The organism is Roseomonas sp. CCTCC AB2023176 (assembly GCF_042259275.1).
Classification (GTDB): Bacteria; Pseudomonadota; Alphaproteobacteria; order Acetobacterales; family Acetobacteraceae; genus Roseomonas.
Map to the genome: position 1 here is coordinate 4,543,079 of NZ_CP170086.1, position 19,624 is coordinate 4,562,702.

10 protein-coding genes and 2 pseudogenes are annotated in these 19,624 nt (G+C 75.0%); 2 read left to right on the plus strand and 10 right to left on the minus strand.

Going from position 1 to position 19,624, the window contains the following annotated elements; all coding sequences use genetic code 11:
- Window positions 1–9: 9 nt before the first annotated feature.
- The 10 genes and pseudogenes from ACE7GA_RS22780 to ACE7GA_RS22825 form a co-directional block, all read right to left on the minus strand.
- A pseudogene (locus ACE7GA_RS22780) lies at window positions 10–915 on the minus strand (CHASE2 domain-containing protein); the annotation flags it as partial.
- The gene (locus ACE7GA_RS22785; RefSeq protein ID WP_376100484.1) at window positions 916–1,311 is read right to left on the minus strand and encodes a CHAT domain-containing protein; all 396 of its coding nucleotides are present in this window, start codon (window positions 1,309–1,311) and stop codon (window positions 916–918) included.
- Window positions 1,197–3,878, minus strand: coding sequence for a CHAT domain-containing protein (locus tag ACE7GA_RS22790; RefSeq protein ID WP_376092008.1), 2,682 nt, complete (start codon window positions 3,876–3,878; stop codon window positions 1,197–1,199). The genes ACE7GA_RS22785 and ACE7GA_RS22790 overlap by 115 nt, the downstream gene beginning before the upstream one ends.
- A 2-nt stretch (window positions 3,879–3,880) precedes the next feature.
- On the minus strand, window positions 3,881–8,803 hold the full coding sequence (locus ACE7GA_RS22795; protein ID WP_376092011.1) for a filamentous hemagglutinin N-terminal domain-containing protein: 4,923 nt from the start codon (window positions 8,801–8,803) through the stop codon (window positions 3,881–3,883).
- Entirely contained in the window at window positions 8,803–10,521 is a 1,719-nt protein-coding gene (locus tag ACE7GA_RS22800) for a ShlB/FhaC/HecB family hemolysin secretion/activation protein (protein ID WP_376092014.1), read from the minus strand. Before ACE7GA_RS22800 ends, ACE7GA_RS22795 begins: the two co-directional genes overlap by 1 nt.
- A gap of 6 nt (window positions 10,522–10,527) precedes the next feature.
- On the minus strand, window positions 10,528–10,797 hold the full coding sequence (locus ACE7GA_RS22805; RefSeq protein WP_376092017.1) for a hypothetical protein: 270 nt from the start codon (window positions 10,795–10,797) through the stop codon (window positions 10,528–10,530).
- Window positions 10,798–10,887: 90 nt separating this feature from the next.
- Window positions 10,888–12,276 carry a SulP family inorganic anion transporter gene (locus ACE7GA_RS22810; RefSeq protein WP_376092020.1) on the minus strand — a complete coding sequence of 463 codons (1,389 nt, stop codon included), beginning with the start codon at window positions 12,274–12,276 and terminating at the stop codon, window positions 10,888–10,890.
- Between the two features lie 323 nt (window positions 12,277–12,599).
- Window positions 12,600–13,244: pseudogene (locus tag ACE7GA_RS22815) on the minus strand (SulP family inorganic anion transporter); the annotation flags it as partial.
- A 7-nt stretch (window positions 13,245–13,251) separates the two neighbouring features.
- The gene (locus ACE7GA_RS22820; protein WP_376092023.1) at window positions 13,252–14,100 is read right to left on the minus strand and encodes a c-type cytochrome; all 849 of its coding nucleotides are present in this window, start codon (window positions 14,098–14,100) and stop codon (window positions 13,252–13,254) included.
- Window positions 14,101–14,241: 141 nt separating this feature from the next.
- Entirely contained in the window at window positions 14,242–16,023 is a 1,782-nt protein-coding gene (locus tag ACE7GA_RS22825) for a glucan ABC transporter ATP-binding protein/ permease (protein ID WP_376092026.1), read from the minus strand.
- Window positions 16,024–16,234: 211 nt separating this feature from the next.
- On the opposite strand from ACE7GA_RS22825, the gene ACE7GA_RS22830 reads away from it, so the two are divergent.
- Together ACE7GA_RS22830 and ACE7GA_RS22835 are read left to right on the plus strand one after the other, a co-directional pair.
- The gene (locus tag ACE7GA_RS22830; protein WP_376092029.1) at window positions 16,235–17,230 is read left to right on the plus strand and encodes a Bug family tripartite tricarboxylate transporter substrate binding protein; all 996 of its coding nucleotides are present in this window, start codon (window positions 16,235–16,237) and stop codon (window positions 17,228–17,230) included.
- 10 nt (window positions 17,231–17,240) lie between these two features.
- Complete coding sequence (locus tag ACE7GA_RS22835) at window positions 17,241–18,743, plus strand: tripartite tricarboxylate transporter substrate-binding protein (protein ID WP_376092032.1); 1,503 nt, start codon at window positions 17,241–17,243, stop codon at window positions 18,741–18,743.
- Window positions 18,744–19,624 lie beyond the last annotated feature (881 nt).

Here is a 19,624-nt window from a genome sequence, read left to right on the forward strand (position 1 = left end):
CTCGCCCTGCGCGGCGCGGAGCAGGCTGGCCGCCGCATGGGCATGGAGCATCGCGCCGGGCATGGGGGGACGGCGCGCGAGCCCCGTGCTGAGCGGCGTCGAGAAGCTGTCGCGGACCGAGAGGCTGTCCACGCCGACGAGGATGCCCCGTCCCGCCACGACGGACGGCTCGCCCTCGAGCACGTCGCGCAGCGTCAGGCGGGGAAAGGCGCCGTCGTAAGAGAGCAGGACTTGGTACCCCGCCGCATCCAGGCGCGCATAGGGGCCGAAGGGCTGTTCCAGGATGCGCAGCAGGCCGCCGCCGAAGGCGAGGTCGTCACCGGCCGGACGCAGCCGTTCCCCCGCGACCCGTTCCGCCAGCGCGGCGCCGAGCGAGAGGGCGACCCGCCCGTCCGCCGCGTCGTCGGCGGCGATCAGGGCCCGCCGGACGACCTCGCCGGCGTCGGCGACGACGTCGGCGAAGGCCGCGCGCGGCGTGCCGGCGAGGGCGGCGGGCGGCCGTACGCCGGGGAGGCCGGCATCGCCCAGGCGGTAAGCCCACACCACCCGGTCCTCGCGCGCCAGCAGGGCCGCGAGGTCCTCCGCCCCCTCCCCGACCGGGCGGTCGCGGAACAGGTCCACCGCCACGCCGGCGGCGCCGCGCTCGAGCAACCGGCCGATGAGCCGGGCCAGCACGCCGTCCGGCAGCGGCCAGCCGTAGCGGGCGATGTCCTCCTCGTCCCCGAGCACGAGGGCGATCCCGGACGCCGGCGCCGCGTCCGCCGTGGCGCGCACCTGCGCGTCGTACCAGGCGAGCTCGACGGGCTGGAGCCAGCCCGCCCCCGCGCACCGATGACGGCGAGCGCGACGGCCGCCGCCACCAGCGCGGCCCGCGCCGCGCGCCGGCGGAGCATCCGGGCGATGCGGCGGCCGGATTCAGCCGCCGGCAAGCCGCATCCCGCCCCGCCGCCCGTCGCCGATCAGCACGAAGGGCGCCCACCAGGCGGGGTGCGCGAACTCCGCCGCGAAGCGGCTTCCCGCGCCATCGAGCAGGAGGAGCTGGGCGGACCGCAGGGCCGCCGCGCTGCTCGGCGCCCCGCGTTCCTGGCGCTGCAGCAGGTCGGCGATGGTGATGGCGGCGGCGAGGTCGTCCACGGACCAGTGCGTCGCGAGCACGCCGCGGGTTCCCGCGTAGAAGAAGGCGCGCGCCAGGCCCGTCAGCCCCTCCCCCGCCAGGTCACCGCCGGCGGGCCCGACCGCGGTGTTGCAGGCCGACAGGATGACGAGGTCCGCATCCAGCCGCAGGTCCAGGATGTCGGAGGCCGTGAGCAGCGCGGCCCGCGCATCCCCGCCCCGCGCGGCGCCGAGGCGAGCAGCGCAGGCTCCCGCAGGCAGGACAGGTCGGCCGGCAGCAGCGCGTGGGTCGCGAAGTGCAGGACGCGGTGGCGCCCGGGATCGGCCGCGCGCACGGCGGCCGGCGTGAAGGCCGCGCCCAGCCGCAGGCTCTCCAGCCCCGCGCGAACCTGGCGCGCCGCGACGCTCAGCTCGGCGCGCGAGCCCGGCAGCGGCGGCAGCAGCCCCGCGACGTTCGCGTCGTTCGGGCAGGCCTCCGCCGGGAAGGCCGTGCGCAGCAGCGCCGGCGCCGGGGCCACCGGATCGCCGAAGCCGAGATAGGGCAGCGGCGCGGCGGAGGCGCCGCCCGCCCCGGCGCGCCGCAGCGTCACGAGGGCCTGTGCGGACGGCATGTGCGACAGTGCGTGGCGACGGATCAACCAGGGCGCGTCGCGACCGGCCTCCGGCCGTTCCGGCAGCAGCGCGAAGGGCAGGCGCAGCATCGGCCCGTCCGCCACGATCACGAGCGATGCCGCGTCCTCCAGCACCGGGGCGAGCGGCGCAACGAGCGCGGCGTGCAGCGCGTGGGCGGCCTCCGCGTCGAAGGGCCGCGGCGCGCCACCCGTCACCAGCCCCGACCGCACCCGGGCGACGAGGGCGTCCATCGCCGCCTCGCCCATCGGCACGCGGCGCGCGAGCATCCGCCCGTCGCCGCGCAACGCGAGGACATGCGCCTGGTCGGGACCGGCGAGCATGACGAAGAGCGCCTCGTCCGGCGCAAGCACGGCGCGGACGGCGGCCGCGTCGGCCGCGCCCATCAGCAACTGGCGGTAGCCCGGCGCGGCCGCCGCCGCCTCGTCCTCCGCCGCGTCGCGCGCGCGGCGCGCCTCCGCGACGCGTTCGGCGAGGCGCGGGTCGTTCGCGCGCCCCGGCTCCCCCTGTTCCAGCAGCACGGCGCGCAGGGTCCGGTCCGCGTCCTGCATCGCCCGCAGCGCTGCGCCGACGCGCCGGTCGCCGGAGGAAGCCGCGAGCCGCGCGCTGGCCTGAGCCGTCAGCCGCGCCGTGCCGTCGCGCCGCGCTAGCTGCATCGCGCCGAACATCTCGGCGATCGCCCCCGGGTCGGGGGAGGCCAGCAACAGGTCGAGATAGGGCTGCACCAGCGCCACGGGCAGCCCGAGTTGCCGCGCCCGCAGGATGTCCGCGCCGCGCCGGAAGGCCTCCAGCGCCTCGGTCTGCCGGCCCGAGGCGGCGAGCCGCGCGCCGGAGAGGAAGAGGGTCGTCGCCTCCGGCCGCTCGCCCGGCTGGGCGCTCGCGAAGCGTCCGGCGGCCTGGGCGTAGAGCCCGCCCTCCGCCCCGCTGCCGAGGACCTGCCGCGCCATGCCCTCGCTGCGGAAGCTGCGGCCGAGAACGATGCCCTCCGTCATCCCCGCGCGCAGCAGCAGATCGCGCGAGGACTGGGCGAGGCCCGCGGCCTGCCCCGGCTGTCCCGCGCGGGCCAGGGCAACGCCGCGGTTCCGCTGGACCTCGACGAGCCCGAGGAGCGCCGACTGCGCCACCGTATCGAGCGCGAGCGCCGGGGCCACCTCCGCCGCGGCGCCGCCCCCCGCGCCCTGGACGAGGTCGGGCGGAAGCAGCGCGGCGTAGCGCCGCTCGGCCTCCAACAGCAGCCGGGCCGCCGTCTCCGCCTCGCCCCGGTTCGCCGCGTCGAGGCCGCGGTAGTGCAGCACGCGCGCCGGCGCGACGGGGTCCGCCGCCAGCGGCGCGATGCGCCCCGCCCGCGCGAAGAGCGCCGCCGCCTCCGCCCCCCGGCCGAGATTCGAGAGGTTCAGCGCGAGGTGCGCGACCGCCGTCACGGCGTCCGGGTTGTCGCGGCCGAGGACGCCTTCCTGGATCGTGAGCGCGTCGCGGTAGGCGTCGGCCGCCGCGGCGAAGTTCTCCGCCTGGTTCAGCTCGGCGCCGAGGGTGATCAGTGCCTCGTAGCGTGCGACCTCGGCCGCGCCGAAGGCTTCCGCGGAGAGCCGCGCAGTCGCGAGCTGCACGGCGGCGGAGCGGGTCGCCCGCGTGCCGGGCACGCCGACGATGACGCCCTCGACCACCGGCAGCGCCGCGGGCAGCCCGTCCGCCAGCACCGGCCCGCCGGGCCCCGCCGCGACGAGGGCGAGGTGCGGCCATCCCCCTGCGCGCCGCCGGCAGGACAGCATCAGCGCGGGGCGCCCGCCGGCGATCGTCGTCGGCTCCGCCGCGCCGCAGAGGAGGCGCGCGTCCAGCCCGGCCCGCCACGCCCCGCCGCCGGCGAGCGCGGCCAGCCGCGCCGGGTCCACCGGGCCGTCCAGCTCGATCACGCGTGCCGCGGGCTGGGTCCAGCCGCCGCAGAACAGCTCGGTGGCGCGCCCCGCCACGGCGCCGGCGGCCGCGCGCGCGAGGCAGCGTTCCCCGCGCGCGTCGGTGCCGGCCTCGCGGGCCTGGGCGGCCTCCCGCGCCGAGGTGACGAAGGCCTCGGGCGGCGGGGTCGTGCAGGCCGCGAGCAGGAGGAGGCCTGGAAGGAAAAACGGGAGGAGCCGTCGCATGGTCAGAAATCCTGCGCGCCGATGCCGGGCAGCAGCACGTCCGGGCTGTCCGGCGACCGCCCGCGCTGCCGCGGCGAAAGGAGCTGCGGCGGCGGCGGGACGATGCCGGGCTGGGTGAGGACGAGGGTGCGGCGCCGCGCCTCCTCCTCGTCCTGCGACGCGACCTGTTCGCCCGCGACCTCGCTCGGGATGAGCGCGGCACTGGCCGGGTTGGTGGGGGGGACGGCGGAGCTCCCGCCCGACGGGCCGGGCGCCGGGGCCGCGGGGCCCGGCGCCGGCGACGCCGGTTCGGGCACCGGGGCCGGCGGCGGCGTCGGATCCGGTCCGGGCGCGGGCCCGGGCGGTGATGGAGGCGGCTCGACCGGCGGCGGCGGTGGCGGTGGTGGCGGTGGCGGCGGTGGTGGTGGTGGCGGCGGTGGTGGCGGTGGTGGCGGCGGCGGCGGCGGAGGTGGTGGTGGTGGTGGCAGCACGGTGCAGGGCGCGGACGAGCCGATGACGCAGCCGTTGAAGGTGTAGCTCGGCTGCACCGTGGTGATCGTCGCCCGCTCCGCGGCCGTGCCATCCGCGATCCCGGCGATCGTGCCGGTCAGCGTCGCGGCACCCCCCACGCCCTGCACGCCGAGCCGTGAGGCGGAGATCGTCCCGGTCGCGGTGCCGTTGCCGAGCAGCAGGAACACCGCGCCGCCGGCGCTCAGGTTCAGCGCCATGTTCGAACCCGCAGCCAGGGCGGGATCGAAGGTCGAAAGCTGTGTCGGCTGCGTCAGGTCGGTCGCGCCGGTCTCTGGTTGCACAGCTGTCGGCAGGGCGTTCAGGCCACCGGTGCGCGTGTCGATGACCAGGACCGGCGCGGGTTGCGCCGGGAAGCCGGTCAGGGTGCTCGGTGCGCCCGAGACGACCCCCTTGGGCGAGGCGAGCAGCCCGGCCTCCAACAGCTGGAACGCCGCTCCGTTCAGCGTCAGCCCGCCAGGCGCAAGCGGGTTCGTGCCCGCGACGAGCTCCATGCGGCTCGCGATGAGCGTGGGTGAGGAGAGTACCATCCCGTCCGCGGACACCAGCCGCAGCAGCGGCCCGGCCGTGACCGTTTCGGAAACGTTCAGCGACGTCGTGGTGAACAGGCTGAAGGTGCCCGGCGTGGAGGATTGGCCAAGAGCGAGGATGCTGTTGCCCGGATCGGTCAGGATCACGTCGCCGACTGCGGTCACGCGCAGCGTGCTGCCGCTCGTCGTCACGGGGGCGGTCTGCGTGACGCCGCCGCTGGTCTCGATGTCCAGCGTCCCCGCGTTCACCGCGCCGAGGCTGAGGCCCGCCCCTCCCGCTTCCTTCAGCGCGAGCGTGCCCGTGACCCGGCTGGTCCCCAGGTTGGCGATCGCGTTCCCGGCGCCGGTGAGCGAGACGCTCGCGGCATCCAGGCGAAGGGTGCCCGCGGTGACCGCGGCCCCGGTGGCCGCCTGCGTGATCGCGCCGGCCGCCGCCAGATCCAGCACGGCCGGTGCGAAGGCCTGTCCGACCGTGACCGGCCCGACGATGGAAAGGTTGCCGGTGGTGCGCAGCGTGAGCCCGGCGCCGCCGATGCTGGCACCCAACTGGGCAATCGCATTGCCTGCCCCGTCGAGACTGACCGACCCGTTCGGAGCCGACACCCTGAGCTGACCTGCGGTGATCCCGCTTCCCGTCGCGTCCTGGGCCAGCCCGGTGGCGGCCGTGAGGTCGAGCGTGCCACCCACCTGCAGGGGGCCCGTGATCCGCATGGGCAAGGGCGCATTCGAGCCGAATTCAAACTCGCCCTGACTGACGATCGTCACGTTGCCCGGCGTGGAAAGGCCCCGGAGGCTACCGACGTATTGAAGGCCCGGGACGGACGGATCGCTGCTGCCGATGACGATGTCGCCGGCGGTCGTGCGGGCAGAGATGTCGCCGACGAGGACCGTGCCGCCCTGGATCGAGATGCCCGTGCCCGCGACGAGGTCGGACCGCACGACCCGCGACTGCCCGAATACGGACGGTGCGCTGATGTCGATCCGGCCGTTCGTGGCCTCCAGCCGCGCATTCTCGATATTGACGTTGACGAGGGTTATCCCGCCCGGTGCGGCGAACAACCGCTGCCCGGATCCGCCGGAGACGGCCCAATTCTGTGATCCGAAGCCACCGGTCGTCAGCGTTGTCGCAGCCTGTAAGGTGAAGCCGCCGCCGAGCGTGCTGTCCGTGTTGACGAAGTCGATGGCGCCGCCCGTCGAGACGAGCCGCCCACCCACGCCGCCGGAGACGAGCCGCGCCTGTCCGGCTCCTCCGTCCATCGTGATGGTGCCGACGGCCTCGATGTCGACGACAGCCGAGCCGAAGACGTTGATGCTGCCGGCGTTCCTGATCGTGCCGCCGGCCCGGATGGTCAGGGCTGGGCTTCCGGCATAGCCGAAGATGCGCCCGCCGGAGCCGATCGTCACGTCGCCGCCCGCAATAACCGTCGTCGGTCCCTCGCTCGAGAGACTGGATGACCCGGCGCCCTCGCCGATGCCGGCATTCGCGCCGACCCGCACCGACCCCGCCGCACGGATGAAGGTTCCGAGACCGCCGGCGACCAGCCCGCTGGTATTGCTGACAAGGCCGGTTGGGTTCGTGTTGAGAATGATGTCACCAGTGCCGGTGCTCGGCAGCGTGCCCGCGGCGCTACCCGGCGTCGGCCGACCGGTTGTGTCGAGGTAGACGATGCCGCCGGCCGGCTGGTTGCTCGTCCGCGGTGTCTGGATGCTGCTCCGGCTCTCGAAGGTGATGGTTCGGCCGGCGACGAGGCTGATGGCCGGCGCGTTGGCCTCGCCGGTCGGTCCGGTGCCGCCGCCACCCACTGCGTTGATGCCCCCGAAGAGGGTGATATCCGTTCCCGCCGTGATGAACACCGCGCCCGAGGCCGGCCGGGACAGCAGGCCGGAGCCGGCGCTGAACCCACTCGTCGTGTTGCCGAGGACCGAGGTGCGCGCGGTGACCAGGATCTGCTGGTCCGCCTCGATCGTCAGCAGGGAACCCGGCGCGCCGATCGTGATGGCGCCACCATCGGCGAAGACGGGGGCGCCGAAGAGCGCCGCGCCCGTGGTGTCGAGCCGGATGCTCCCGGCGCTCTGACCGAGGGCGAAGGCGCTTCCCGCGCCGCTGCGGGCCTGCGCGTCAAGGGAGCCGCCGAGCGAGACGGTCCGGCCGATGATGGTGATGTTGCCGTCGCTCGTCCTCAGGGTCGCGCCGCCGAAAAAGCCGGATGGCCCTGCCGTCACCACGTCGCCGCGGGACTCGATCAGCAGCGAGGCGTTGTTGCCCGAGAGCAGGATCGCGCTGCCGATCGTGATCCCTTCGCCCACGACGCCGCCGCCCGTCGTGCGCATCGTCAAGCCGCCGCTGGCCTTGTCGATGGTAGCGTTGGCGGACAGCGTGATCGACTGCGTCGCCTCAAGCACAAGGTTGCCCGTGAAGGCGTTGACGTCGCCGTTGGTAATGACCGCACCGTTGATCGGATTCCCAGCCGACCCGTTGTTGATCGTGATCGTCGTGGGGTCGATGAGCAGCGTCCCGGCACGGACGAGCGAGAGGCTCGGGAAGGAGAGCACGTCCTGCCCCGACACCTCGACGAAGCCGCCATCGCCGCCCCGGGGCCCGCCGAGGGCGGAGATGGTGCCGAGCATCTCCGTCCGCGTCGTGCTGTTGACGAAGACGGCGCCGCCGTTGCCCGCCTCCGTCGCATCCGCGGCGATGGAGGCGCCCGCGGCGATGCTCGCCTCCGCCGCCATGGTCTGCGCGCGTCCGCGGCCCGTCGTCCCGACGAGGACCGTCCCGCCGCCCGCCGTGCCCGACGCATCAACCCGCGCCGTGTCGGACAGGGCCACGCGCTCCGCGGCCTGCACGGCCACGGTTCCGCCCCGCCCGGCCGCACCGCGCGCGGCGACGGTGCCGTCCACCTGCACGCGCCGCGTCCCTGCGCCGCCGAGGCGAACCTCCCCGCCGGTCGCGCCACTCGCCGAGACCTGCGCGCCCGCGCCGAGCCGCACGGTCCCGCCATTCGCACCGACCTCGACGCGCCCGCCCGGCGCCGTCACGCGGCCGGCATCCAGCGCGACGTTGCCGCCCTCCGCCGCAATCCGGATACGGCCCGCGCCGACGGTGCCGGTGTTCTGCACCAGGTCTTCGATCAGGCCGCTCGCGGCATGGGCGGTGATCGTCACGCTGCCGCCGGCCGCCTCGACCACGCCGGAGTTCGTGACGAGCGCGGCGCCGCCCGTCCCCTCCCGCACCGCGCGCGTCACGTCGATCGAGAGCAGCCCGTCACCGGCCAGGTCCAGCGCGAAGCCCTCGACCCCGCCGGCCAGCCGCACCTGGCCCAGGTTGGCGCGGATGGTGCCGGAATTGGCCACGCGCGGCCCCGCGAGCGCGACGAGCCCGCGGTCGCGGACCGTGATCTCGCCGCGGTTCTCGACGCGTGCGCCCGGGCGTGGCTGGCCGTCGAAGACCATCCGTCCCGCCATGAAGTTGCCGTTGGCGATGTCGGACGGCGTCGCGATCAGGCTGCCGACATCCACCCGGGACCCCTGCGCGAAGAGCACGCCGGACGGGTTCACCAGCGCGACGCCGCCATTGGCGGTCACCTGCCCCGCGATGACCGAGGGGTCCGGCCCCGTCACCCGGTTCAGCGTCCAGGAGAAGGCGGAGGGCTGCACGAATTGCACGCGGTGGTCGCGGCCGACGTTGAACCCCTGCCACTCGATCGCCGCGCGGTCGCTCGACTGGTTGATCACCGTCTGCCCGGGCGAGCGCGACACCGCCGCCTGCCCCGCGACCACCTGCCCGCCCACCGGCCCGGCGGCTGGCGCCGGCATGGGTTGCGCCTGCACCGCGCAGGCCGCCGCCGCGATCAGCCCGGTCGTCGAGAGGAGGAGCGCCCGGTTCATCAGAACCTCACCACCACACCGAGGAAACCCATGACGGGCGAGACGCGCGGCGCCGCCGCGCCGTCGGGACGCCGTTCCAGGCGGCGCGCGACCTCCGCCTCGATCTGCACCGCACGCTCGAAGAAGAGCCGGATGCCCCCGCCGAAGGAGGAGAGGGAGACGTCCCGCTCCAGCGCCGCGTTCTGGATGGCGCGGCCCCGGTCATGGAACAGGTAGGCCTGCGCCTGCATTCGCATCGCGGGCAGCCCGACCAGCGGCGGCAGGTCGAAGCCCTGTTCCAGCTGCAGCTCCACGCCGCCCGCCCAGCCGATGTCGCCCGACGCCTGCCCCGCGTAGTAGCCCCGCGTGATCCGCCCGCCGCCGAGGAGGAACTTCTCCGAGAAAGGCAGCACGTCCGGCGACCACTGCCCGGCGAGGAGCAGTTGCAGCGTCAGCCCCAGCCCCGGCGCGAGCTCCGCGATGGGCTGGTTGCGCACAACCTCGCCCGTGACCTTGAAGAACCCGCCGTCGGCGCCCGCGCGGGAGGGCCGCGCGGTGTTGCCCCCGAGCCCCTGGCTCAGCCGGATCTGTGCCTGCGTCGCGCCGGGCGGCAACGGCCCGACCGGCCCGGGGTCGAGGAGGTTGCCCGTCAGCCCGCCCCGCAGCGCGAAGACGCGGTCCAGCGCGTCGATGTTCGCGCCGTTCCGGTCGGCCTCGACCCGCCCCTCGAAGTAATCGAAGCCCGCCGTCGCCGTCAGGTTCGCGGGGCGGGATCGGATGATGGGGTAGGAGGCCGTGATCCCCGCGATCGTGCTCGTTCCCGTGTAGCCGAGGGCTTCCAGGAAGCCGCGCGGCTCGCTCTCCCCGTAGCCGGCCTGGAGGCGGATGCGCAGGCCGGAGCCGCCGACGAACCACTCGCTCGCGACCTGCGCGAAGCGCTGGGAAAACTCCTCGGTGCCGTAGAGCGAGACCTCCGTCCGCTCACCGAACTCCGTGAAGGAATTGCCCTGCAGCACGGCTAGGGCCTGCCACGGCCCGGTCAGCCGGAAGGCCCGGTTATCGAGCGTGACGAGGCCGGAGAAGGCCTGCCGGTCGAGCCGCAGCACGAGGCGCAGCGCCCCCGCCTGCCCCTCCACCGGCTGCAGGATGCCGCGCACCGTCACGCCGGGAATGTCGGAGATCAGCAGCAGCGCGCGCTCCAGCGCATCGGCCTGCAAGGGCCCGAGCCTCCGGAGCGGCTCGGCGAAGCGCAGCGCCTGCGTCGCGGCCGGGCCGATGTCGCCGTCGAGCCGGATCTCCGTCACCTGCGCCTCGACGACCGCGAAGCGCAGGTCGAAGCGCCCATCGCCCGCCGGCGCGAGGGTCGCGTTCACCGCGACGAAGGGATAGCCGGCCTGCCGGAAGGCCGAGAGGATCGCGACCCGCGCCTCCTCCACCTGCCGCAGCGGGACGTCGCGCCCCTCCAGCCCCGCGAGCGTTCCGCCGAGGGCGGCGGGCGTCAGCACCGTGGCATCGGTCAGTTCGACGCGGCGGAGGCCGATGACCCGGTCTTCACCGGGCCCGCGCCGGGCCTCCGGCGCGTCCGGCACCGCGGAGGGAGAGAGCCGCGGCTGCTCCGAAGGGGCCAGCCGCTCGATGGCCTGGGGCAGCGTCGGCGGCCGGAACTGGGCGAGGGCGGGCGGGGCGAGGAACAGCAACGCGGAGGCCGCGCCGGCGGCCCGCCACCTCGTCGCGGGCATTCCGCGTCAGCGCCCCTGCGGGTTCCGCGGGACGGGCGCGGGGTCGCTTGCCCCTCGCGAGGCCGCCGCCGCCCGGCCGGACGGCGTGCCCCGCGCCCGCAGCACCTCCGCCGCCGCGTCGCCGACCTCCGTGGCCGTGCCGGACGGGGCAGGCGCGCGCGACGGGCCGGTCGCCTGGCGTGCCGGTTGCCCTTCGGCCACCGCGGCCCCGCCCGTGGCGGAGAGCGTCGCAATCATGAGGATGACGCCAAGGCTGTGAGCGGTCGCTCCGGGCATGCGATCTCCTCCCTGTTTCCGGATGTAACCTACCGTTCCGCCCCCGGCGTTACACCTGAAAAAGCGCCGAAAATTCGGTGCAGGCCCGCCTCATCGCTCCAGCGTCGCGATCGTCGTGTTCGCCATGCGCAGGTTGCTGTCGATCTGCCGGGCGATGGCCCGCAGCAACGCGGCGCCGGCGGCCGGGTCCTCCCGCTCGAGGCGGGCGAGGGTCGCGGACGAGAGCCGCAGGCAGCGGAGCGCCGAGCGGGCGCGCACGTCCGCGGTCCGGCGGCCGCCGGTCAGCACCCCCATCTCCCCCATGACCGCGCCGGGGGTGGTGGTCGCGACGCGCAGGGTGGCGTTGCCGGGCCCCGGGCGGGGGATGACCACGTCGGCGCAACCATCGAGGATGACGTAGAGTGCCTCCGGCTCCTCCCCGCGCCGGAGGACGAGCTCGCCCGGGGCGAAGCGCTCCTCCGTCATCGCGTCGAGCAGTCGGCGCGCGGTGTCCTCCTCCAGCCCGAGGCCGGTCAGTGCATCGAGCGGCGCGAGCGCCCCGTCCGGCGCGTCGGGCGCCATGGCCAGCACCTCTGCCTCAACCGACACCAACGCCTCCTCCAGCGTCTCGAAGACGGCGGCCGCTGGCACCGCGGCGAGCACGCCGAGCGCCGCCATGTCGTCCCGTGCCGGTGCCCCCTGCCGCAACCCGGCAAGGAGGATGCGCGCCCGCCCGCCCGGCGGCCGCGCCAGCAGCCGCGCGATCTGCCGCGCGCCCGAGAGGTCCACCCGCGTGACGCGGCCGAAGTCGAGGATCACGGCCTCCGCCCCGGACTCCGCCGCGCGCTCCACGTGCAGCGCGACGGCGTCGGCGCTGCCGAAGAACAGGGCGCCTTCCAGTTCCACGACCTCGATACGCTCCCCGGCGCGCAGCAGCAGGGCTTCGGCCCAGGCCGGGCGGCGCGTGCGGGACCGGCCGCCGGGGTTGCGCCAGGCGCGCCGCACCACGCCCCGCGCCATGGAGGCGGTGAAGGCGAGCACCGCGAGCGTCACGCCGATCGCGACGGCGGCCGCGAGGCTCCACCCCACCGCGACGCCCGCGACGACGACCATCACCGCCGCATCCGTCAGCCGGTGCGACCCGGTGCCAGTCCTTAGCGGCCGGAGCGCCCCGGGATCCAGCATGTTCCAGGCGGTGCCGAGGATGACGCCGGCCAACACGGCCTGCGGCAGCAGGGCGACGAGCGGCCCGAGCCCCGCCAGGGCGCCGAGGATGACCAGCCCGCGCGTCGCGGCCGCGAGGCGCCCGCGGCCGCCGGCGGCGAGGGCGGCGCTCGTCGCGGTGATGCTGCCGCAGCCCGCGACCGCCCCCGCCGCGCCGGCGGCCAGGTTCGCCGCCGCCAGCGCCCGCAGGTCCTGGTCCAGGTCGGCCCGAGGCCCGCCGAGTTCCCGGATGGCCGCCGCCGTCGCGAGCGTCTCCAGCACGACGAGCACCGCCATCGTGCCGGCGGCCGCGAGGATCGCCAGCCAGAGGGGGCGAGGCGCAGCTCCGGCAGCACCGCCAGCGCCGCCGCTGAATCCGCGAGGTGCCGGTCCAGCGTCGGCGGCGCGCCCAGCAGCGGCCCGAGGAGGGCTCCCGCGCCGAGCAGGCGGAGCAGGGCGTCCAGCGCGCAGCCCGCGACGACGCCGCGGATCACGCCGGGCACCTTCGCCAGCACGCCCGGCGGCCGCAGCACGATGAGGCAGGCCGTCGCGAGCGCAACCGCCGGCGCCAGGGGCTGGATCGTCGACAGCGGCGGGAAGCGCCCGATGGCATGCCCGAGCGCCGGTCCGACCTGGCTCAGGATGAGCAGCGCCGCCGTGCCGTTCACGAAGCCGGAGAGAACGGGATACGGGATGAGGGCGGCCGCACGGCCCAGCCGCAGCACGGCAAGCGCCGCGACCGCCACAGCCGAGAGGATGGTCGTCAGGGCGCAGACCGCGATGGCCGCACCCACCCCGGCCTCGCCACCCGGCAGGATCCCCGCGGACGTCGCGGTGCCGAGCAATCCGGCGAGGGTCAGCGACACGGCGGCGGTCGGCCCGCCCATGAGCGGTCGGCTGCCGGCGAGCAGGCCGAGGAAGATCCCGACGACCGCGCCGGTCAGGACCGTCATCGCGGCGCCCGAGACCACCGCCCCGGTGCCGAGCGGCGCGAAGGTGATGGCACCGTGGGCGATGTTCAGGGGAACCGAGCCGAGCGCGCCGGCGAAGCCGGCCGCGACCTCCCGCGGCCAGGCCGGGGAAGCGGGTTGGGTTGTAAGGGCAGCACGCGATCCGGCGTCAGTCCCGCTCAATCGGTGGTCCTCGGCGGGGCCGGTGGTCCTCGGCGGGGCATGGCGTCGTCCTCGGGCGCGGCTTCGAGGGCGGCGCTGCCTGCATCCTGCGGCACGGCCCCGCGGGGCGGGAAGCCCCCGGGGCGACGGCACGCCCGCGTCAGGGCTGCGGCGGCAGCGACCGAAGGTAGGCGAGGAGGTCGCGCAGGTCGCCCTCGCTCATCCGCGCGTAGTAGGCGTAGCCCATTGGCGGGAAGAGCCGCCGCCCGTCGGCCGAGACGCCGCCGGTCACGGCCCGCACGACCTGAACGTCGCTCCAGGCGCCGATCCCCGCGGACGGGTGCGGCGTGATGTTGCGCGCGACGGAGGTGCCCCAGGGCCCGGGGAAGGGCTGCCCGCCCGCGCCGGTCCGCGACCAGTCGCGTGCCCCGCCGGCCGCCATGGGCGTGTGGCATTCCACGCAATGCCCGAGCGGCCCCGCGAGGTAGCGCCCGCGCGCGACCGGGTCATCCGCCGGCGGATCGGCGACGGCCGTCACGGACGGCCCGTAGGCGGGCGGCAGCGGAATCCGGTACTCGCTCGCCGGGACGGCGTTGCGCACCGGCGGCACGGTACGGAGGTAGGCGACGATCGCGGAGAGGTCGCGGTCCGAGATGCCGCGGTAGAGCTCGATCGGCATCGGCGGCCCGATGATCCGCCCGTCCGGCCGCTTGCCCTCGCGGATGGCGAGGGCGAGCTGCGCGTCGGTCCAGCGGCCGATCCCCGTCTCCGGGTCGGGCGTGATGTTGGACGCGACGGCGCGGAACGGCGGCTCGTCGAAGACGGCCCCGCCCGCGAGGTGCTGGCCGGGGAGCGGTCCGTTCGGCCCCTGCGGTGTGTGGCAATTGCCGCAGCCGCCGATGCTCTCGACGATGTAGCGGCCGCGGGCGACGAGTTCCTGGTCCTGCGCCCTCGCCGCACCCGCCGCGGCGACCAGCGCCACGGCCAGGGCGATGCCCCGTCCGATCATGACCTTCCCTCCCCCGGCAAGGAGAGAGGAAGTTGCCACCGGCGGAACGGTCCGGGCAGCCTTCCGTCTGTCGCGCGCGTCGCGCGCCCGGTCCCGTCTGTCGCGCGCGTCGCGCGCCTGATCCTTCGGTCAGGCCGCCGCTCAGGCCACGACCGCCGGTTCCTTCCGCGTCTCCGTCCCCTGAAGCTGCGTGCGGACGAGGTCGGCGAAGCGCCCGCCGAGGGCGACGAGCTCCTCGAAGGTCCCGCGCTCCGCAATGATGCCCTGCTCGAAGACAAGGATCTCGTCCGCGTCGCGCACGGTCGAGAGGCGGTGGGCGATGATGAAGGTTGTGCGGCCCTGCATCAGCGCCTTCAGCGCCCGCTGCACGCGCGCCTCCGTCGCCGTGTCCAGCGCGCTCGTCGCCTCGTCGAGGATGAGGACCGGCGGGTCCTTCAGCAGCGCGCGGGCGATGGCCAGGCGCTGCTTCTGCCCGCCGGACAGCGCCGTGCCGCGCTCCCCGACCGGCGTCTCGTAGCCGCGGGGCTGGCGGATGATGAAGTCGTGCGCCTCGGCCATCCGGCAGGCGTGCTCGATGTCCTCCTGCGTCGCGTCGGGCCGGCCGACGAGCAGGTTCTCCCGAATCGTGCGGTTGAACAGCATCGCGTCCTGGAAGACGACGCCGATGTTCGCGCGCAGGCTTTCCAGCGACACGTCGCGGATGTCGTGCCCGTCGATCGTGATGCGGCCCTGCACAGGGTCCCAGAGGCGCTGGAGCAGCGACATCCCCGTGGACTTGCCCGCCCCGGTCTGTCCGACCAGCGCGACCGTCTTGCCCGGCGGCGCCTCGAGCGAGACGTCCTTCAGGATCAGCCCGCCGCCCGGGTAGCCGAAGGCCACGTGCTCGAAGGTCACGTGCCCCGCGGCGCGCGGCAGCGCGACCGCGTCCGGCTTCTCGGGCACCGAGGACCGGGTGTCGAGCACGGTGAAGAAGTCCTGCAGCGCCGGCACGCGCATCAGCAGGGAGGATACGAAGGCGACCGCGCCTTCCAGCCGCCCGATCAGCAGGTTCGCGAAGCCCATGAAGGACACGATCTCGCCGACCGACGCCTGCCCCCGGATATGCAGGAAGGTGCCGAGGAGGAAGATCGCGATGACCGCGAGCGTCGAGGCCGCGCGCGTCAGCACCGACACCACCGCCCACCAGTTCAGCACGGGGAACTGGTGGTCCAGCACGCGCCGCATGATGTCGCCGAAGCGGTTGGATTCCGACCGCAGCCGCGTGAAGGACTGCACGACCACGACGTTCGTCAGCGCGTCCTGCGCCGTGCCCGCGAGGTCGGTCTGGAAGGCCTCGACCCGCTCCTGCGCCTCCCATGTCTTGGAGATGACCCAGGCCGAGACCGCGGCGAAGACGACTACGAGCGCGACGAGCACGAGGCCGAGCCGCCAGTTCATCAGCAGCGTCATCGGCAGCAGGACGACCAGCCCGATGAAGGTCGTCAGGTGTTCCCGGAAGAAGTTCAGCCAGATCGAGAAAAGGTGATCGGCCCCGACGAGCATGACCTTCATCAGCCGCCCGGACTGGGTATCCCCGTGGAAGGACAGCGGCATGGCCAGGACGTGCTGGAAGTAGCGGTTCATGACGGAAAGGCGGTTCCGGTGCGCCATGCGGTCGGACAGGAGAGATACGGCGACGTTCGCCCCGATCCCCGTCACGCCGACGGCGGCCCAGACCAGCAGCAGGTTGATCGCCTGCGCCCAGACCTCCTCCCGCGGCAGGCGATCGGCGACGGAGAGGATGTCCACCACACGCCCGAAGAGCACGGGCTCCAGGAACTGAAGACCGGCAAGGGCCAGGGCGGCCAGCGCCAGTCCCATCGCGATCCAGCGGTCGGGGCCGAGCAGTCCCAGCACCCGCGCATAGACCCTGAGAAACGCCATACGGCCGACCTCCGCCCCCGCCCATCCGCCAGGCGGTCGAATGACCCGCCCGGCCCGCCCGATTCGGCGCGCGGAGGAGAGACATTGCCCGCGCGACGGACCTTGTCAGCCCTGGGAGCGCGCGGCACGACATGTCGTTGCGTCGGGATGGCGAAAGGGGCGTCAGACCCCGGCTCAGAGAACGCCGGCCCGGGAGAACGGAGGAAGGTCCATGACGATTCCGCGTCGGCCGCTGCTGGCCGCCCCTGCCCTGCTCGCGGCCACCCACGCGCTTGCCCAGGCGCCCGCCGGTTACCCCACCCGACCCATCCGCTTCGTGGTCCCGTTCCCGCCCGCGGGCACGACCGACCTCGTCGCCCGCATCCTGGCCGAGCGCCTCCAGGCCCGGCTCGGCCAGCCGGTGACCATCGAGAACCGGGCGGGCGCCGGCGGCAACATCGGCTCCGATCTCGTCGCGAAGGGGGAGCCGGACGGCTACACGATCCTCATGCAGACCATCTCGTCCGGGGCGATCAACTACTCGCTCTACGGGAACCGGATGCCCTACCGGCCCGACGAGCTGGCCGAAGTCGGGCTCGTCGTCCGCGTGCCCAACGTGATCTTCGTGACGAACGCCCTCCCCGTCCGGACGCTCCGCGAACTCGTCGCCTACGCGAAGGCGCGGCCGGGGCAGTTGAACCACGGGTCGTCGGGCGCGGGGACGTCCCTGCACATGACGGGCGAACTGCTGAAGATCGAGGCGGGCATCCAGATGGCCCACGTGCCCTTCCGCGGCGCGGGCCCGATGCTCGCCGAGATCATGGCCGGGCGCGTGGAGGTCGGGGTGGACAACCTGCCCTCCGCCATCGGCCATATCCGCGACGGCCGCCTCCGCGCCCTCGCCGTGACGACGAAGGTCCGCACCCCCGCCCTGCCGGACTGCCCCACCACCGCCGAGGAAGGCCTGCCGGGCGTCGAGGCCACCGCCTGGTTCGGCGTCCAGATGCACGCGCGCACGCCCCGGCCCATCGTGGACTGCCTGGGCCGCGAGATCGACGCCGTGGTGAAGGACCCCGATACGTGGAACCGCCTCGCCGACCTCGGCAGCATGAAGCCCGACCTGACGCCCGACGGCGGCACCTCGCCCGAGGCCTTCTTGGCCTTCGTGAAGGACGAGATACGGCGCTGGACCGACATCGTGCGCCGCTCCGGCGCGACCGCGGATTGAGGGAATACGCATGAAGACCACACGTCGCGACGCGCTGCTGATCGGCGCCGCGCTCGCCGCGCCGGCGATCCTGCCGGGGCTCGCCCGGGCGCAGGCCAACTACCCGTCGCGCCCGGTGCGCCTCATCGTGCCCTTCGCGGGCGGCGGCGCCACGGACCTGACGGCGCGGCTGATCGCGGAACGCCTGGGCGGCCCGCTCGGCCAGCCCGTCGTCGTGGACAACCGCCCCGGCGCGGGCGGCAACCTCGGCGCGGACCTCGTGGCGAAGTCCGACCCGGACGGGCACACCCTGCTGATGTGCACGATCGGCACGGCGAGCATCAACCAGTTCCTCTATTCCCGCCTTCCCTACGACCCCGCGCGGGACCTGACGAACGTCGCGCTGGTGAACGAGGTCGCGAACGGCATCATCATCCAGGCCGAGAACCCGGCCCGCACGCTCGACGACCTGCTGGCCCAGGCCCGGCGGCAGCCCGGGGCGCTGAACTACGGCACGCCGGGCAACGGCACCTCCGGCCACCTCTGCGGCGAGTACCTCAAGACCAAGGCGGGCGTGGACCTGACGCACGTGCCCTATCGCGGGACGGGCCAGGTCATCCCCGACCTGCTCGGCGGCCGCCTGCAACTCGCGGTGGACAACCTGCCGGCCTACCTGCCCCACATCCGCGACGGGCGGCTGCGCTGCCTCGCCGTCACGTCGAAGGAGCGGTGGTTCTCCCTCCCCGACGTGCCGACGGTCGTGCAGGCCGGCATCCCCGACTTCGAGGCGGTGGCCTGGTTCGGCGTCCAGGCGCCGGGCCGCACGCCGCGTCCCATCGTGGAGCGGCTGGCCGGCCACATCCTGGATATCGTGCGCGACCCCGTCGCCGCGGAACGCCTGCGCGAGATCGGCTCCGCCCCCAGCCCCTCGGCCCGGCCGACTTCGACCGCTACGTCGCGGCGGAGAACGCGAAGTGGCGCGACGTCGTGCGCGCCGCCGGGGCGAAGCTGGACTGAGGTCGGGCGCCGGTACGCGCCCGCAGCGTTCCGGCCCATCAACCGTTCACACTCCGCGGAGCGGGGGCCGCGTGGTGGCCCCGATCCGCGCGCGGCGCCACATCGGCGCTGCGACGTTGCAAGCGCGACTGGGGATGGCGTGGCGGATTCGGGGAAACCCGCCCGGCGCTTCGGGCGTCAGCGTCGTGGGGCAGCACCCAAGGGCCCATGGACACAGGCTTCGAACAACTCGTCATCGGCACGGATCAGCGGGCGACGGTCGCGCGCCTGCTCTCGGATCTCGGCTGGACGGTCCTGCGGAACGAACCGCCGGCCGATGCGGGGCTTCCGCCCGTCGGGTCCGACCTCGTCGTCGCGCGGACGGACGCCGGCGTGGCGCTCCTCGACCTCGCGCCGGAGCGGGCGGAGGACGCGGTCGCGCACCTCACGGCCCGCCTGCGGTCGGCGGACTTCGATGCGGACGGTCACCTGCCCCTCGTCCAGGTCGCGATCGGCCCCGGGGACATCTTTCGGCTGACGAGCCTCCTCGACCACGCCTTCGCGCGGGAGCCGGAGATCACCGCCCGCGGCGACTGGATCCCGGCGGTCGAGGCGGCCCTGAACGCCGACGACGACGGGCCGATGGAGCTGACCGCGCCGGTTCGGAGCAGCCTCGTCGTCCGGCTGCCGCGTCCCGCCGTCTCCGACATCGCCCGTCCCCGGCGCCGCCGCGGCCTGCGCGCCGTGGGCCTGGCTTGGCTCGCGCTGCTCCTGGCGGGCGGGGTCGGCGCGGCCTGGCTCGAGTTCCTCGGCCCGCCGACGGACCTCGGACGCCCCGTGCCCGTCGAGGTCGCTGCGGCCCCGCAGGCCACCCCCGCTCCGCCCCGCGCCGCGGGCGGGTGGACCGATCCGCTTCCCCGCGCCGCCCAGCAAGGGCCGGCGCAGCGGCCGGCGGCTGGCCGCGCGTCGGTCGCGCCAGCCGCGACCGTGCCGCCCGCGGCGGGCTCGCCGCCCGGCACCGAGGCCGCCGCCCCGGCGGAGCCCTTGCCGCTCCCGCCCGTGCCCCCGGCGGAGGCACGGCGGGAGCCTTCCCGCACCCCCCGCAGCCGGATCTCCGACCTGCCGCCGAAGGAAGGCGACGAGCCGGCTGAGCCCGCGCCGCCCCGCGCCACCGCGGCCCGCCGCGCCCCGCTGGTGCCTGAATACGTCGAGGCCGGGCCGACCGACCCGAAGGCCGGCGACGCCCCGGGCCACCCGGGTGCCGCCGCGCCCACGCGGATCGTGATCCACCATACCCCCGGCGACTTCGGCACCGCCGTCGCCATCGCCGACGCCGCGGCCCGAACGGGCGGGCGGGTGGAGACGCGTTCCGTCCGCGCGACCCCGGGGGCTGCCGGCGTCCGCTACTTCACCCCCGCC